Below are 1,576 nucleotides of genomic sequence, written 5' to 3'. Positions count from 1 at the left end.
GCCCAATATCTTCTCTCCCTGGGGTTGCGCTCAGGCGACCGCGTTGCCCTGACGATCGCGAATGTTGTCGAGTTTCCGATTGTCTACTTCGGCATCCTCAAGGCCGGTGGAGCCGTCGTGCCGCTCAACACGATGCTCAAGCGGGAGGAGGTTGCCTACCACCTCCGTGACTCGGGCGCGACGGCATACTTCTGTACCGTGCCGGGGCTCGACGACGAGGCGTGGCGGGGATTCCAGGACGTCGAATCCTGCGAGCAACTGGTCACCCTTGGCCCCGCTTTGCTCGATGAGCCAGGCGTGGGAACAACCTTGGCTGASGCATTGGCCGAACACCCCGCGGAAGASGTCCTGCAGGTGACCGAGGCAACGGACACAGCGGTGGTCCTGTACACGAGCGGGACGACCGGCAAGCCGAAGGGGGCGGAGCTCWCCCACGCCAACATGGTCCTCAACGCCATCGGGCATAACCAACTGCTCGACGCCCGMGCCGACGACGTACACCTGGTCACTCTTCCGCTCTTCCACTCSTTCGCACAGACCGTACAGCTGAACGCCGGCTTCGCAATGGGGGCCACCCTGGTCCTGCTGCCACGATTCGACGCAGCCGAGGCCCTGGCGTTGATCACGCAGCACCGGGTGACAGTCTTCGCCGGTGTCCCGACGATGTACTGGGCTCTGCTCAAYARGGCCGCTGACGGAATAGACGTTGACCTCGCCGGTCTCCTGCGAATCGCGCTKTCCGGCGCAGCTGCCATGCCCGTCGATGTGCTGGAGCGGTTCMGGGATGTCTTCGGTGTCGGGATCCGGGAAGGCTACGGACTCTCCGAAACCAGTCCCACCGTCACGTTCAACCCGCTCGACCAACCAAACCGGTCGGGATCGATCGGCAAACCGATCTGGGGRGTAGAGGTGAAGCTCATCGACGATCACTGGAACGAGGTCCCCGCCGGKGARCCAGGAGAACTCGCCGTACGTGGATACAACGTGATGAAGGGATACCTGGGGCGGCCCGAGGCGACAAAGGAAGTGATCCGCGASGGCTGGTTCCGCACGGGCGATATCGCAACGCGAGACGAGGACGGCTACTACTYCATCGTCGATCGCGCCAAGGACTTGATCGTGCGGGGAGGCTTCAACGTCTAYCCGCGCGAGCTCGAGGAGGTGMTCAYCGGCCATCCAGAGGTCAGCCTCGTGGCCGTCGTCGGAATCCCSGATGAGCGAATCGGTGAGGAAGTGAAAGCCTTCGTCATCCGCGAGCCCGGATCGGAGTTGAAGGAGGAAGACCTGATCGGCTGGTCACGGGAACGGTTGGCGGCTTACAAGTACCCGCGCCTGGTGGAGTTCAGGGATACCTTGCCGATGAACGCGACAGGAAAGCTACTCAAGCGGGCTCTGCGATGATCACGCCGTTGGCGTGGGCGCCGGCGCGCGCTAGCGTCGACGGTGGCACGAGTCGCAGTTTCGGCATAGCGGTGTGAGAAGGTGCTCTGACGTTGTATTCCGTCGATACGTTGCGCAGCAACGAGCACGACCAGCGCGAGCGCGGTGATTGGTGGCGCGATCAGGTCTCGTCGAT

The 1,576-nt window shown here is 63.2% G+C and carries 1 protein-coding gene; it reads left to right on the top strand.

The genetic code is table 11. The annotated features are described in order from the left end of the window. The coding region (locus AC1DWT_RS51275) for a long-chain-fatty-acid--CoA ligase (RefSeq protein WP_477926274.1) at positions 1–1,401 on the top strand (1,401 nt) is incomplete at its 5' end. Positions 1,402–1,576: the final 175 nt, after the last annotated feature.

The sequence above is a fragment of the Rhodococcus sp. P4_B6 genome, assembly GCF_056402215.1.
The sequence above is the reverse complement of the archived record's forward strand: the minus strand, read 5'-3'. Positions and strand labels throughout refer to the sequence as shown.